The sequence below is a fragment of the Streptomyces sp. NPDC048290 genome (assembly GCF_040652095.1).
In the GTDB taxonomy this organism is placed as follows: domain Bacteria; phylum Actinomycetota; class Actinomycetes; order Streptomycetales; family Streptomycetaceae; genus Streptomyces.
Window position 1 is genome coordinate 497,003 of the sequence record NZ_JBEZLM010000002.1, and the last position, 13,640, is coordinate 510,642.

A 13,640-nucleotide genomic window follows, 5' to 3' on the forward strand; every position below is an offset into this window, starting at 1 on the left:
GGCCTCCTAGAAGAACGTACGGATGTAGTCGACGACCGTGCCGTCCGCCTCCGCGACCGGGATGAGCTGCCACTTGTCGAACGAGGTGCACGGGTGGGACAGGCCGAGGCCGAGCCAGTCCCCGACCTCCAGATCGGCGTCCGGGGCGGTGGCCAGCCAGCCGTGCTGGTCGGACAGGCCGGTCACCTCGATGCCGGTCGCCGGGACCTCCCGGCCGTCGCGCCGGACCACCTGGGCGAACGGCAGATGCAGGTCGTAGGCCGCGTCCCGCTTGCCCGCGTTCACGAACGCCTGCCCTGCGGAGGGGCGGGAGACGACCTGTGCCCACAGCCGGAACGCGGGCTCCAGCGCGCCTTCCTCCGGGACCCGGTTGAAGGGGGTCAGCTCGCGGTAGTGGCCGTCGTCGTGGGAGACGTACGCGCCCGAGCGCAGCAGCTTCAGGACCGGCGCGGACAGCTCCGGGACCTCGGCGAAGGCGTCGGCGACCGCGTCGAACCAGGCGCTGCCGCCCGCGCTCAGGGTGATCTCCGGGAGCCCGGCGAACCGGCCCGCCGTGTCGAACTCCGCCGTCAGCGCCACCAGCCGGCGCAGATACGCCCGCACCCGCTCCGGGTCCGCCTCCGGCACCTCGCCCTCGTACCCGGCTACCCCGGCCAGCCGCAGCGTGGTGGTCGCGGCCACCGCGTCGGCGACGGCGGCGCAGGCGGCCTCGCCCCGGGCGCCGGTCCGGGCTCCGTCACCGGCGGCCAGCTCCACGACCACCTCCAGCGGCCGGGCGGCGCCCTGGAGAGCGGCGTCCATCAGCTCGACGCCGCGCACCGAGTCGACGTAGCACAGGAAGCGGAAGGACGGGTCGGTGTCCTGCTCGGCGGCGATCCAGCGCAGCGCGGCGGCGTCCACCAGCTCGTTGGCGAGGAAGATCCGCCCGACGCCGAACGCCCGTGCCACCCGCACCTGGTGGGGCTGGGCCAGCGTGATGCCCCAGGCGCCCCGGTCGAGCTGGCGCTGGAAGAGCTGCGGCGCCATGGAGGTCTTGCCGTGCGGCGCGAACGCCAGCCCGTGCCGGGCCGTGTACGTCTCCATCAGCGCGAGATTGTGCTCAAGGCGCTCGGCGGACAGCGCGAGGACGGGGGTGGTGAAGCCGCCGGTGAACAGATTGCGGCGCTGGGCGGCGAGTTCCGCGACGGTGAGACCGTCGGCGTCCGGGGGAAGGCCCTTGAAGCGATGGTCGACGCGCTCCCCGGCGAGACCGGCCAGTGCGGCGGGACCGGCGGTACCGGCCTGCCGGGTGCCCGGGACGTCGCTGTCGTGGGCGTGGGCCATGGAGCCTCCCTGATCCGGTACGTTGCATTGTGTGCAACGTCCATTGCGTATGTCGCTTACTGCTGTCTAACATCTCGGCCAACGCGGGGTCAACGGAGCCGCCTCGCCACGCCCGAGGGAGCCACAGCATCGTGACGGTCACCGGAGCCACCCCCGACGTCGTGGACCACCCCGCCGTCGTGGACGTCGTAGCGCTCGGCGAGTCCATGGTCACGTTCCTGCCCTCCACACCGGGCCGCCTCGCCGACGTCCCCTCCTTCGACCGGGGCATCGGCGGCGCCGAGTCCAATCTCGCCTGCGTCCTGGCCGCCGCCGGGCACACCACCCGCTGGGTCAGCCGGGTCGGCGCCGACCCGTTCGGCGACCACCTGGTCGCGGCCATCGCCGGGTACGGCGTCGACACCCGCGCGGTCCGCCGGGACCCGGCCCGCCCCACCGGCATCTACTTCCGCACCGCGGGCGACCGCGCCACCGACGCCCATGAGGTGGCGTACTACCGGGCGGGCTCGGCCGCCTCCGCGATGTCCACCAGCACCGTCGACCTGGCCGCCGTACGGTCCGGCCGGGTGCTGCATCTGTCCGGCATCACCGCCGCGCTCTCCGCCGACTGCCGGGACCTGCTGCGCGCCCTGCTCACCCCCGCCCCCGGGCGCCCGCTGATCTCCTTCGACGTCAACCACCGCCCCGCGCTCCAGCGCGGCACCGAAGGCCCCGCGACGCTGCTGGAACTGGCCCGCCGCGCCGACATCGTCTTCGTCGGCCTGGACGAGGCGGAGGCCGCCTGGGGCGCGACCGGCGGCCCCGACCACATCCGCGCCCTGCTCCCCGAACCCGGCGTACTGGTCGTCAAGGACGGCGGCGCCGGAGCCACCGCCTACCTCGGCTCCACCGCCACACCTCCCGTCCGTGTGCCCGCGCCCCGGGTCGACGTCGTCGCCGCCACCGGCGCCGGGGACGCCTTCGCCGCCGGGTTCCTCTCCGCCACCCTGCGCGGTCTGTCCGTACGGGACCGGCTGCGGCACGGGCATCTGATGGCCGCCGCCGCCCTCACCGTCCCCGGCGACCTCGCCACACCCCCCTCCCGTGCCCGCGCCGACCGCCTTGCCGCCCTCGGCGACGAGGCGTGGGGGACACTGCGACTCGGCCCCGGCTGGACCCACGCCGACGAACGGGCCGACGAGGAGGTACGCACCCCATGAGCCAGACCGTCGACCGTGCGCTGAGCATCCTGCCGCTGCTCGCCGAGGGCCCCGCCGACCTCGGCCGGGTCGCCGAGCGGCTCGGCGTCCACAAGTCCACCGCGCTGCGCCTCCTGCGCACCCTGCACGACCACGGCTTCGTCTACCGCCAGGCCGACCAGCGCTACCGGCTCGGCGCCCGGCTCTTCGCGCTCGCCCAGGAAGCCATGGAGAACCTGGACATCCGGGAGATCGCCCACCCCCATCTCGTCCGGCTCAACGAGAGCTGCGGCCACACCGTCCATCTCGCCGTGCACGAGGACGGCGAGGTCCTCTACATCGACAAGGTGGAGAGCCGTTACCCGGTGCGGATGTACTCCCGGATCGGCAAACCGGTCGCGATCACCGTCGCCGCCGTCGCCAAACTGCTGCTCGCCGACCTCCCCGAGCACGAGCGCCGCGCCCTCGCGGAGAAGCTCGACTACCCCATGTTCACAGCCCGTTCGACCCCGAACGCCGACGCCTTCCTCAAGGAGCTGGCCAAGGTGCGCGAACAGGGCTGGGCCACCGACCTCGGCGGCCACGAGGAGTCCATCAACTGCGTCGGCGCCCCCATCCGCGGCGCCGACGGCCGGGTCGTCGCCGCGATGTCGGTGTCCGCGCCCAATGTCGTCGTCACCGCCGACGAACTCCTCACCCTGCTCCCGCTGGTGCGCCGCACCGCCGACGCCATCAGCGGCGAGTACTCCGGCAGAACCCCCGCCTGATCCCCCGTACGACCGGCTGAACGACCGGCTGAACAACCAGCCGCGCGACCAGCCGCACGACCAGCCGCACGACCAGCAAAGGACCCCGCATGACCGAGAAGACCGCCCTCACCCCCAGCACCCACACCGCCCCGCCCGCGAAGTTCTCGCACGGGGTGAAGAAGGGCAACCTCCTCCAGGTCGCCGGACAGGTCGGCTTCCTCCCGGCCGTCGAGGGCCAGGCCCCGACCCCGGCCGGTCCCACCCTGCGCGAGCAGACCCTCCAGACCTTCGCCAACGTCAAGGCGATCCTGGAGGAGGGCGGCGCGAGCTGGGACGACGTGATGATGATCCGCGTCTACCTCACCGACGTGGACCACTTCGCCGAGATGAACGCGATCTACAACGCCTACTTCGAGGAGCAGGGCCTCACCGCCCCGCCCGCCGCGCGCACCACCGTCTATGTCGGACTGCCCGCCGGACTGCTCATCGAGATCGACGCGCTGGCCGTCCTCGGCTGACCCGAGCACGCCCGCGCGCACCGCACTACCCACCGCACACCGGTCACGGCACGGCGTCCCCACGACGCCGTGCCGCGCTCCCCCCTGCCCCGAAGCACCATATGAACGCCCTAAGGACACCCGCATGTCCCACATATCCCTGCCGCTCGCCGCCTCGGCGCCGGCCGCCGAGGCACCGCCCCACACGGGCGGACTGCTGCTGCTCATCGACGGCACGGCCGGACTCCTGACCGTCGCCGCCCTCGGTATCGCCCTGCTGCTCTTCCTGATCATCAAGACCCGGCTCCAGCCGTTCGTGGCGCTGCTCGCGGTCTCCATCGTGGTCGGTCTGATGGCCGGTCTCTCGGTCACCGAACTCTTCGGCACCGTCCAGCGCTCCGCCGCCGTCTCCACCATCGAGTCCGGCATGGGCGGCATCCTCGGCCATGTCGCCATCATCATCGGTCTGGGCACCATGCTCGGCGCGATCCTCGAAGTCAGCGGCGGCGCCCAGGTGCTGGCCTCCCGGCTGCTCGGCCTGTTCGGCGAGAAGCGCGCCCCGCTCGCGATGGGCATGACCGGTCTGATCTTCGGTATCCCGGTCTTCTTCGACGTCGGCATCTTCGTCCTCGCGCCGATCGTCTACGCCGCCGCCAAGCGCTCCGGCAAATCGATCCTGCTGTACTGTCTCCCGCTGCTCGCGGGCCTGTCGATGACCCATGCCTTCCTGCCCCCGCACCCCGGCCCGGTGGCCGCCGCGGGCCTGCTGAAGGTGGACCTCGGCTGGGTGATCCTGATGGGCGTGATCTGCGGCATCCCGGCCGTGCTCGCCGCCTGGGCCTACTCCGCCTGGATCGGCCGGAAGATCTTCGTGCCGGTCCCGCAGGACATGGTCGAGGCCGCCGACGAGGCCAAGGAGGCGGTCCGCGCCGAACAGCGCGCCGCGGGCGTCGAGCCCCGCGAGGACCCCGTCTCGCTCGGCACCGTCCTCGCCATCATCGGCACTCCGCTGATCCTGATCCTCGCCGCGACCTTCTCCTCCATCGCGCTCGACCCCTCCACCCTCCGCTCGGTGATCGAGTTCTTCGGCCACCCCTTCGTCGCCCTGACGATCGCCCTGCTGATGGCGTACTACGTCCTCGGTATCCGGCGCGGCTGGTCCCGCAAGTCCCTGGAGACCGTCTCCACCTCGTCCCTGAAGCCGGTCGGCAACATTCTGCTGGTGGTCGGCGCGGGCGGGGTCTTCGGCGCGGTCCTGAAGGCCAGCGGGGTCGCCCAGGCGCTCTCCGACACCTTCAACGACGTCGGCCTCCCGGTGATCGTGCTGTCCTACCTCATCTCGCTGGTGCTGCGGGTCGCACAGGGCTCGGCGACGGTGGCGATCGTCACCACGGCCGGGATCGTGGCCCCGCTGCTCGCCGAGGGCGACCACTCGCAGGCGTTCATCGCCCTGGTCATCATGGCGATCTCAGCCGGTTCGATCTTCGCCTCGCATGTCAACGACGGCGGCTTCTGGATCGTCGCCAAGTACTTCGGCATCAGCGAGCGGGACACCCTGAAGACCTGGACCGTCCTGGAATCGGTGCTGTCGGTGGCCGGTTTCGTCGCGGCGGCGGTCCTCAGCCTCTTTGTCTAGCGCGACCGGGCCCGGGTATTGGGCATCGTCGCCATAACGAAGTAGGGGCCGACTGTCTCTGACACAGGTTTGTCGACCATACTGCGGGGCTGTGGAGCAGCAGCGCAGAGGTACGAGCAGTCAGCCCCTGGACGCCGGGGTCAACCCGGCGCACATCCCCGGGCTCACACAGCCCGCGCCGGCGGAGCCGGAGGACGCGGTGGAGGAGGAGACGGCGAAGCCCGCCGTCCCCTCCGCCGACGCCCCGGCCGAGGACGCGGCCCCCGGACCGGAGGAGCCGGACGGCTCCGCCGAGGAGGCGGAGCCAGCGGAGGAGCCGGAGCCGGAGGCGGCCGACGGCCCCGTGTTCGAGGCCGCCGACCGCCGGGCCCGGATCGTCGCCGACGCCCGGGGCGTCCGTCTCAGCCTCGACGAGGAGAAGTGCGAGTTCGGCTGGGACGAGATCGGCGCGGTCGAGACCGCGGCGCCCCGGTTCGGCAAGCGGTTCACCGTGACCGTGCACACCCCGGAGCGCCGCTGGTACCCCATCGAGATCGAGGCCGCGTCCCGCGCCGACCACAAGAAGTGGGAGGAGCGACTGGACGCGGTCCTGGACGCGTACTTCGAAGAGGGCACCGAGGACACGGCGGACACGGGGGACACGGAGGACGCGTCAGCGAAGGCCGACGACACCCCCTAAGGGCCCCCTAGGGACCTCCAGGGGCGCCCGTCAGGCGCAGTACTGGGCTTCCTTCCCGATGGACCGGTACATACAGTCCGCGTTCTCCAGCAGTTGGAGAACGGCGTCCCGGTTCCGTGCGGTCTCCCGCCCGATCACCTCGTCGGGCGGGTAGAACCCACCCCCGCTCGCCGACCGCGGATACATCTCGAACGTGTACCCGAAGATCTTCTGGTTGCCCCACAGCCAGTCGTCGATCGACCCGTCGGTGATGTACAGATCGCTGGACTGCTCCGGTGTGTACCCGTTGCTGGCGGCCATCTTCTGCCCCACCGCGGCGAACGCGTTCCGGTCGTCCGCGGTCATCCCGGTCGCGGTGTCGGAGTAGGTGTACCCGAACGGCCACAGCACCAGTTCGCTGTAGGTGTGGAAGTCGATCGCCGCGGTGATCTGCTGCTTGCCGCCGACCACCCGGCCGCGGACGAAGTTCGCGACCACCTTCACCTCGGGCGCCGACTCGGCGGACGGCCCGCGGTAGGTCTCCGAGGACGTGGTGCCGGAGGAGCCGCCGCAGCAGCCGAAGCGGTACGCCCAGTTGCGGTTGAGGTCGGTGCCGACATTGGTCGAACCGGTGTTGGGCTGCCGGTTCTTGCGCCAGGACCGGTAGGAGCCGGTGGCGATGTCGTACTCGCCGCCGTCCGGGTTCATGTCCGGGATGATCCAGATCTCCCGGCTGTCGACCAGGTTCTTCACCCGGGAGTCGGTGGCGTAGTCGCCGGTCAGCTCCTTCAGCAGATACAGCGCCATCTCGACGGTGAGGTGCTCACGGGCGTGCTGGTGGTGGGTGAACAGCACCTCGGGCTCGGCCTCGTCGCTGGCCACGTTGTCGCTGATCTTGATGGCGACGATATTGCGGCCCTGGTAGGAGGTGCCGATCACCCGCTGGCTGACGAGCGACGGGTTGGCGGCGACGACGGAGTTGATCTCCGCCGTCATCTCCGCGTAGTTGTGGTACTGCGCGTCGGCGGACGGGAAGTCCATCAGCCGTACGTCGCCGTCGCCCGCGGAGCGGTCGGGGGCGGCGCCGAGCGCGGTGATCTCGTAGCCGAGCGCGCGCAGCTTCTTGATCTGGTCGGCGCGGCCGGACACCACGACGCCGTGGTCGTCGGCCGAGTCGACGCTGACCCCGGCCCGCTGGAGCGCGGTGCGGTCCGCCGGGGTGGAGCGCATGTGCACCTCGTACTGGCGGATGTCGTCGGCCGAGGCCGTCGGCTTGCTCGCGCTGTCCGCGCTGGCGGAGCCGGTGGTGGCCGAGATCGGAGCGGCGAGCGCGAGGGCGAGCAGGGCGGCGAGTGCCGCGCCGCGTCTGCCCGTCGCGGGGCCGCGGAGGCGAAGTCGCATGAAGTCTCCTCGTTTCTCCAGGAGTCCGGGGTCTCCGGACGTGGGGGTGTGGAGCGGGGGGTGGTTCGTCCGTGCGACATACGGGTGGCGCTCATGGTCCGGGCATGGCATGCGCAGGTCAAGAGTGAGTCTGAGAGTGGCCTGTGTACGACGTCCGCCGCGCACCGCCCGCCGGTGATCATCCACGGGAAACGGCGCAGTGTACGCGCTGTGGGAGGGCTTCCACGCGGCAAGCGGCGAAGTGCACTCACCGGCGTGACCTTGGCGTGCATATATGTGAGGGAGGGGGGAGAGTGGCAGTCCCCGGAGGGGAGCCCCGTACCCCGGCTCCCGCACCCCACCCTCACAGGACAGGCTGATCATGGGCGGATCAGCGGCACGGCGGGACGGCCGGCTGCCGGTCGAGACGACCAGCTTCGTCGACCGGCGCGGTGAGCAGACCGAAGGCCGTGAACTGCTCGCGCAGGCCCGGCTGGTCACCCTGACCGGACCGGGCGGGGTCGGCAAGACCCGGCTGGCGGCCCGGATCGCGGCCCGGGTGGAGCGCGCGTTCCCCGACGGGGTGCGCTTCGTCCACCTCGCCGGGCTGGACCACCCCGACCTCGTCCCGCTCGCCGCCGCCGACGCGCTCGGCCTGCACGACCACTCCGCCCGGCCCGCCCTGGACGCCCTGGTCGAACAGGTCCGCGACCGCCGGCTGCTGCTGGTCCTCGACAACTGCGAGCACCTCGCCGCCGCCTGCGCCGAACTCGCCGCCGCCCTGCTGCACGGCACCACCGGCATCCGGGTCCTCGCCACCAGCCGCCACCGCCTGGGCCTGACCGAGGAACACCTCCTAGAGGTCCGCCCGCTGCCCGTCCCCGGCCCCGACGACGACCTCACCGCCCACCCCGGCCCCGCCCTCACCCTGTTCGCCGACCGGGCCGCCGCCGTCGTCCCCGGCTTCCGGCTCACCGCCGCCAACCGCGCCGCCGTGGCCCGGCTCTGCCGCCGCCTCGACGGACTCCCGCTCGCCATCGAACTCGCCGCCGTCCGGATGCGCGTCCTCGGCGTCGAACAGCTCATCGCCCGCCTCGACGACCGCTACCGGCTGCTCGCCAACGGCAGCCCCGGCGTGCTGCCCCGCCACCAGACCCTGGGCGCCGCCATCGACTGGAGCCACGAACTGTGCACCCAGCGCGAACAGCTCGTCTGGGCCCGCGCCTCCGTCCTCGCGGGCAGCTTCGACCTGGAGACCGCCGAGGCGATCTGCGCCGACGGTGAACTCGTGCGCTCCTACGACGTCCTGGAGGCCGTCGCCGGACTGCTCGACAAGTCGGTCCTGTGCCGGGAACCCCCGCCCGGCGAACCGGACCCCGCCCCACCCGAGGGGACCGGCCCCGCAGCCGACCCGGCCCCCCACGAGGACGCCCCCTGTCCCGCCGCCCCCGTCCGCTACCGCCTCCTCGACACCCTGCGCCACTACGGACTGACCAAGCTCCGCTCCCGGCCCGGCGAGGAACGGGCCGCCCGCCTGCGCCAACTGGCCTGGACCCAGCGCCGGGCCGAGGAGTGCGAACGGGCCTGGTTCGGCCCCGCGCAACGGCAGATCGTCGTCCGGCTCCGCGCCGACCAGGACAATCTGCGGGCCGCCCTCGACTTCGCCCTCACCGCCCCCGGCGAGGCCCTCGCCGGACTCCGGCTGGCCGGCACCCTCTGGTTCTACTGGCACGCCTGCGGCGCCCCCCGCGAAGGCCGCCACTGGCTCGACCGCGCCCTGGAGGCCAGCCCCGAACCCACCCGCGAACGCGCCCGCGCCCTGTGGACCTCCGCACTTCTCGCGGGCAGCCCCCAGGACCTCACCCGGGGACGGCGCCGGGCGGAAGAGGCCCGCGCCCTCGCCCTGCGCCTCGGCGACCGGGCCGAGGCCGCGCACGCCGAGTACGTCATGGGCGTCGTCGTCCTGATCGGCGACGACCTGCCCGCCGCCCTCGCCCACTTCCGGGCCAGCGTCGCCCGCGGCCCCGTCCCCGGCCAGCACCTCGCCCTGGTCTGCCTCGACCGGGTCGAACTCGGCTGCGCGCTGACTCTCCTCGGCGACGCCGACCAGGCCATCGCGGTCGGCGAGGAGACCCGCGGACTGTGCGAGCGCCACGGCGAGGTCTGGGTCCTCTCCTACGTCCTGCGGGTGCTGGCCCTCGCCCATGTCGTCAAGGACGACCTGCCCCGCGCCGAACGCCACGCCCGCGAGGCACTGCGCCTCAAACGGGCCGTCCACGACGTCCTCGGCATCGGCCTCACCCTCGATCTGCTGGCCCGGATCACCGTCCTGCGCGGCGCCCCCGACCGGGCCGCCGTCCTGCTCGGCGGCGCCGACCGGATCTGGGCGGGCGTCGACCGCGACCGCTGGGGCTCCGACGCCCTCACCACGGCCCGCGCCGACGCCGAGTCCCGCTCCCGCGCCGCCCTCGGCCCCGCCCTCTTCCAGAAGGCGTACGACCTCGGCGGCTCGCTCGGCCTGGAGGAGATCGTCGGCCACGCCCTGGACGAGCGGCGCGCCGCCCCCGTCCCCGCCCCGGCCACCACCCCCGCCCCGGCACCGCTCACCCGGCGCGAGAACGAGGTCGCCCTGCTGGTCGCCGAGGGCCTGGCCAACCAGCAGATCGCCGACCGCCTGGTCATCGCCCGCCGCACCGCCGAGGGCCATGTCGAACGCATCCTCAACAAGCTCGGCTTCACCAGCCGCAGCCAGATCGCCGCCTGGGTGACGGCCCGCCAGTGACCCGCCCCCACCGGGCCCGCCCGACCCGGCGCCCGATCCCCGTCTCCGTCCCCCCTGTCCCCCCGGGCCTGCGCGACCTCGCGCCCGATCCCCGTCCCTGTCCCCCCGTCCCTCCGGGCCCGCACGACCTCGCGCCCGATCCCCGTGCCCGTCCCCCCCCGTCCCTCTGGGCCTGCGCGACCCGTCGCCCGATCCCCGTCCCTGTCCCCCCGTCCCTGTCCCCCCGTCCCTCCGGGCCCGCACGACCTCGCGCCCGATCCCCGTGCCCGTCCCCCGTCCCACGGGGCCCGCACGACCCCGCGCCCCATCCCCATATCCCCGTCCCCTTCCCCGCCCCGTCCCGTCCCGTCCCGCCCGTCCGACCCCGGGAAGTCCCATGAACCCGCACAGCCCGGCCGCCGCCGCCACCAGCGCCCCGCCCGGTCTCTTCGACCACCGGATGGCCGTGTTCGGCACGGACGAGGAGTTCCTGGCGGCAGCCGTGCCGTTCCTCACCGAGGGCCTGCGGGCCCCCGGCGAACCCGCCCCGACCGCCATCACCACCCCCGCCCGGCTCGCCCTGCTCGCCGACGCCCTCGGCGACCGGGTCGCCCTGATCGACCACACCGACTGGTACACCGGCTCGGCCGCCAACGCCGTCGCGCGGAGCGCCGGACATCTGGCCCGGCACGCGGGCGCGGGCGGCCGGGCCCACCTCCTCATGGAGCCCGACTGGTCCGGCCGGGCCGGGAGTTCACCGCGCGAACGCACCGAGTGGATGCGCTGTGAATCCCTGGCCAACCTGCTCTTCGCCGCCCTGTCCACCACCGTCCTGTGCGGCTACGACACCCGGATCGCGCCCCCGGAGGTGATCGCCCAGGCCCGCCGCGCCCACCCCGACACCGACGCCTACGAGCACCCGTACCGGCTGACCGCCGCGCTGGACCTCGTCCCGCTGCCCGCGCCGCCGCCGGACGCCCGGGACACGACCCTCGACGCCCTCGCCGACGCCGCGGCCGACCGGGGCCTGGCGGCGCCGGACGCCCGGCTGTTCGCGGCGGCCGTGCGGGAGGCGGCCGGACTGCTCGGCGGCGCGAGGCGCGCCCGGCTGCGGGTGTGGGGCACCGCACCGGCCTGTGTCGCCGAACTGCGCGCCACCGGCCGCCTCGGCGACCCGCTCGCCGGTTTCGTGCCCCCGCCGGGACCACCGGCCCCCGAGCCGGGCCAGGGCCTCTGGTTCACCCGTCAGACCTGCGCGTACGTCGACGTCCGGGACACCACCGACCCGGACGGCACCCCCGTGATGACCGTACGGGTGCAGTACGGGCGCTGAGGTGACGGACGGGACGGGGGCGCAGGTAGGGAATGGGGTAGTCCTCCCCGTGCCCGGCCCGGCCCCGCCGGGGCAGTCTGGGGGACATGCTCCAGCTCTCCGGGGACCGCCCCCCGGGCCCCGCCTCTTCGGACGGCGCGTTCCCCCAGCCACCGCTGCGGGCCGGCCATCTGAGAGTCACGTACGACCCCCGTCCCACCGCGGTCCGGGAGGCCCGTGCGACCGTCCGCAGGCAGCTGGAGGAGTGGGGGCTCACCGAACAGGACGCCCCCGAGGACCTGGTGGACACGGCGGAACTCCTGGTCAGCGAGGTGACCACGAACGCGCTGCTGCACTCCGCCGGCCGCTTCACCCTCACCCTGTCCGCCGCGCACGGCACCCTGCGCTGCGAGGTGGACGACACCGGCCCGCGGCCCCCGCGGGTGGTGCAGGCGTCCGGCGCGGAGAACGGACGCGGAATGTTCCTGGTGGCGGCGCTCGCCCGGCGCTGGGGCTGCCGCCAGGAGGGGCCGGGCAAGACCGTCTGGTTCGAGCTCGGCACCTGCGCGTGCGACGGCTGCGGTCGGCGACAGCCGTAGGACGCGCGACCCCCAGCGGGGGCCCCGGCGGCCCGCCCAGCGGCCGGGGCCCACGAGCCGGGCCGATTCGCGGATGCGTACACCGGAACCGCCCTGGCCGCGGCCAGGGGTGCGGACATCGGGTGAAGATCGCCGCGCACCCTCTTGCCGGTCCCCGTACCGTGCGCTTACTTGACCCTCATGGCCGACATCACAGGCGACACCCCTGGCACCACGACGCCGGACCAGCCGGACACCGGCCCCGGACCCCGCACGTCGACCTGGCGTCACATCGGCCCCGGGATCGTGGTCGCGGCGACCGGCGTCGGCGCCGGTGACCTGGTCGCGACGCTGATCGCGGGCAGCAACTTCGGGTACACCCTGCTGTGGGCGGCGGTCCTCGGCTGTCTGGTGAAGATCGCCCTGGCGGAGGCGGCGGGCCGCTGGCATCTCTCCACCGGCCGCACCCTGTTCGACGGCTGGGCCGGCCTCGGCCGCTGGACCCTGTACTTCTTCGCGGTCTACGCGGTGGTGTGGGGCTTCGTCTACGGGGCGGCGGCGATGTCGTCCAGCGCCCTGCCGCTCCAGGCGCTGTTCCCGGATGTGATGGACCTGAAGTGGTGGGGCATCGCGTGCGGACTGGTGGGTCTGGTCTTCGTCTGGTTCAACAAGTACGCGGTGTTCGAGAAGGTCATGACGGTGCTGGTCGGCGTCATGTTCGTGGTCACGGTGTATCTGGCGGTCCGGGTCACCCCGAACCTCGGTGACGCCTTCGCCGGGCTGCTGCCGGTGCTGCCCGACGAGCCGGACTCCGTCCTCAACACCCTCGGCCTGATCGGCGGGGTGGGCGGCACCATCACGCTGGCCGCCTACGGCTACTGGGTCAACGCCAAGGGCTGGACCAGCACCGGCTGGATGAAGGTGATGCGGCTGGACAACCGGGTGGCGTACGCGACGACCGGTGTCTTCGTGGTGGCGATGCTGTTCGTCGGCGCGGAGCTGCTGCACTCGGCGAACGTGGCCATCGAGAGCGGTGACAAGGGCCTGGTCCAGCTCGGTGACATCCTGGCCGCCGAGTACGGCTCCGCCACCGCGAAGTTCTTCCTGATCGGCTTCTTCGCCACGTCCTTCACCTCCCTGATCGGCGTCTGGCACGGGGTGAGCCTGATGTTCGCCGACTTCGTGGCCCGCTTCCGCGACACGTCCAAGGACCTCACCGGCGAGGAGGTCGCCTCCGGCACCCGGGAGCGCTCCTGGCCGTTCCGGGCGTATCTGCTCTGGCTGACCTTCCCGCCGATGGTCCTGCTCTTCATGGACCAGCCCTTCCGCCTGGTCATCCTGTACGGCGTGCTGGGCGCGGCCTTCCTGCCGTTCCTCGCCGGGACCCTGCTGTGGCTGCTCAACTCCTCCCGCACGCCCCGGCAGTGGCGCAACGGGCCGGTCAGCAACACCATGCTGGCGGTGGCGGGCCTGCTCTTCCTGGTGCTCTGCGTCAAGCAGGTCTGGGACCAGCCGTGGTCTGAGTTCTTCTGAGTTGTTCTGCGTTCTTCTGATCCGGCGCCGCCGCC

At 73.1% G+C, this 13,640-nt stretch carries 11 protein-coding genes; 9 read left to right on the plus strand and 2 right to left on the minus strand.

Features of this window, described 5'->3' with window-relative positions; genetic code table 11:
- Positions 1–6: 6 nt before the first annotated feature.
- Positions 7–1,323, minus strand: coding sequence for an amino acid deaminase (locus AB0D49_RS04345; protein WP_362750436.1), 1,317 nt, complete (start codon positions 1,321–1,323; stop codon positions 7–9).
- A 131-nt stretch (positions 1,324–1,454) separates the two neighbouring features.
- Between AB0D49_RS04345 and AB0D49_RS04350 the strand changes: the two genes are divergently transcribed.
- The 5 genes from AB0D49_RS04350 to AB0D49_RS04370 all read left to right on the plus strand — a co-directional run bounded on the left by AB0D49_RS04350 (position 1,455) and on the right by AB0D49_RS04370 (position 6,062).
- Positions 1,455–2,522: a sugar kinase gene (locus AB0D49_RS04350; RefSeq protein WP_362750439.1), complete on the plus strand. Its 1,068-nt coding sequence runs from the start codon at positions 1,455–1,457 to the stop codon at positions 2,520–2,522.
- A complete protein-coding gene (locus AB0D49_RS04355; protein WP_362750442.1) occupies positions 2,519–3,268 on the plus strand; it encodes an IclR family transcriptional regulator in 750 nt (249 codons plus the stop codon). Before AB0D49_RS04350 ends, AB0D49_RS04355 begins: the two co-directional genes overlap by 4 nt.
- 89 nt (positions 3,269–3,357) lie before the next feature.
- A complete protein-coding gene (locus AB0D49_RS04360) occupies positions 3,358–3,768 on the plus strand; it encodes a RidA family protein (RefSeq protein WP_362750445.1) in 411 nt (136 codons plus the stop codon).
- A 124-nt stretch (positions 3,769–3,892) separates the two neighbouring features.
- Positions 3,893–5,383, plus strand: coding sequence for a gluconate:H+ symporter (locus AB0D49_RS04365; protein WP_362750448.1), 1,491 nt, complete (start codon positions 3,893–3,895; stop codon positions 5,381–5,383).
- 91 nt (positions 5,384–5,474) lie between these two features.
- Positions 5,475–6,062: a hypothetical protein gene (locus AB0D49_RS04370; RefSeq protein ID WP_362750451.1), complete on the plus strand. Its 588-nt coding sequence runs from the start codon at positions 5,475–5,477 to the stop codon at positions 6,060–6,062.
- A gap of 30 nt (positions 6,063–6,092) precedes the next feature.
- Here the strand turns inward: AB0D49_RS04370 and AB0D49_RS04375 are convergent, their stop codons facing one another.
- The gene (locus AB0D49_RS04375) at positions 6,093–7,442 is read right to left on the minus strand and encodes a M14 family metallopeptidase (RefSeq protein ID WP_362750454.1); all 1,350 of its coding nucleotides are present in this window, start codon (positions 7,440–7,442) and stop codon (positions 6,093–6,095) included.
- 361 nt (positions 7,443–7,803) lie between these two features.
- Here AB0D49_RS04375 and AB0D49_RS04380 point away from each other — a divergent pair, with 361 nt between their 5' ends.
- From AB0D49_RS04380 to AB0D49_RS04395, 4 genes are all read left to right on the plus strand, one after another.
- On the plus strand, positions 7,804–10,203 hold the full coding sequence (locus tag AB0D49_RS04380) for a LuxR C-terminal-related transcriptional regulator (protein WP_362750456.1): 2,400 nt from the start codon (positions 7,804–7,806) through the stop codon (positions 10,201–10,203).
- Between the two features lie 376 nt (positions 10,204–10,579).
- A complete protein-coding gene (locus AB0D49_RS04385) occupies positions 10,580–11,515 on the plus strand; it encodes an MEDS domain-containing protein (RefSeq protein ID WP_362750459.1) in 936 nt (311 codons plus the stop codon).
- Positions 11,516–11,601: 86 nt separating this feature from the next.
- Positions 11,602–12,093 carry an ATP-binding protein gene (locus AB0D49_RS04390; RefSeq protein WP_362750462.1) on the plus strand — a complete coding sequence of 164 codons (492 nt, stop codon included), beginning with the start codon at positions 11,602–11,604 and terminating at the stop codon, positions 12,091–12,093.
- Between the two features lie 180 nt (positions 12,094–12,273).
- A complete protein-coding gene (locus tag AB0D49_RS04395) occupies positions 12,274–13,605 on the plus strand; it encodes an Nramp family divalent metal transporter (RefSeq protein WP_362750465.1) in 1,332 nt (443 codons plus the stop codon).
- Positions 13,606–13,640 lie beyond the last annotated feature (35 nt).